The 738-nt window shown below is 68.6% G+C and carries 2 pseudogenes; both read right to left on the bottom strand.

What is annotated here, in order from left to right:
• Positions 1-566 (bottom strand): annotated as a pseudogene (locus NS355_RS17620) (heparinase); the annotation flags it as partial.
• A 17-nt stretch (positions 567-583) separates the two neighbouring features.
• Positions 584-738, bottom strand: a pseudogene (locus tag NS355_RS17615) (ribulose-phosphate 3-epimerase); the annotation flags it as partial.

Below are 738 nucleotides of genomic sequence, written 5' to 3'. Positions count from 1 at the left end.
CCCCGCGCCATCGTGTTGAGCACGCGCGAGCGATAGACGAGATCGTTGGACGACAGGATCAGCGGCGCATGGGCGGTCCAGAACAGGATGCGCCGCCCCCAGAGATCGGGCCGCCAGGCGACGGCATCGACCGTCTCGGCAAAGGCATCGAGCCAGCGGCCCATAAGGTATTCGGCGATCGGCGCGCCCTGTTGCCGGGTGGCCACCGTCGACAGATCGCGCAGCCAAGCGAAGCTGTGCAGATGATCCGCGAACCCCGTCGACCAGTCGGGCCGGGCGAAATCGATCGACTCGACCCCGCGCTCCTCGCCCCGCCAGTCGAGCACCCCGCCGAGCAGCGCATGACCGCGCTCGATATCGCCCAATATGGGGTCCTCGGGCACCGCCATAAGCTTGAGCGGATGCCGCCCCTTCAGCCGCAGCGAATGCAGCGGCGTGCGCCAGGTCAGCCGGTGAAGATGCTCGCTGAGCCGATCCGCCAGCGACAGGCCGCCGGTCTGGACGCGGACCAGGCGTTTGCCTTCTTCGATACTGTCGGCGGCGATACGGGCCTCTTCGGCCCCCATGCGTTCACGCATTTCGCTCAACCGCGCAGTGCGGCGATGTTCGCGGCGTAATGTTCCGGGCCACCCCGGAAAGCGGCGGTGCCCGCGACCAGTGCGTCGGCCCCGGCCTCGATACAGCGCTTGGCCCAGGCCGGATCGACGCCGCCATCAACCTCCAGGTCGATGGCGCAGC

This window comes from Sphingomonas yabuuchiae (genome assembly GCF_001477495.1).
Lineage (GTDB): Bacteria > Pseudomonadota > Alphaproteobacteria > Sphingomonadales > Sphingomonadaceae > Sphingomonas > Sphingomonas yabuuchiae_A.
Note: the sequence above shows the minus strand (reverse complement) of the source record. Positions and strands in the feature narration are given on the sequence as shown.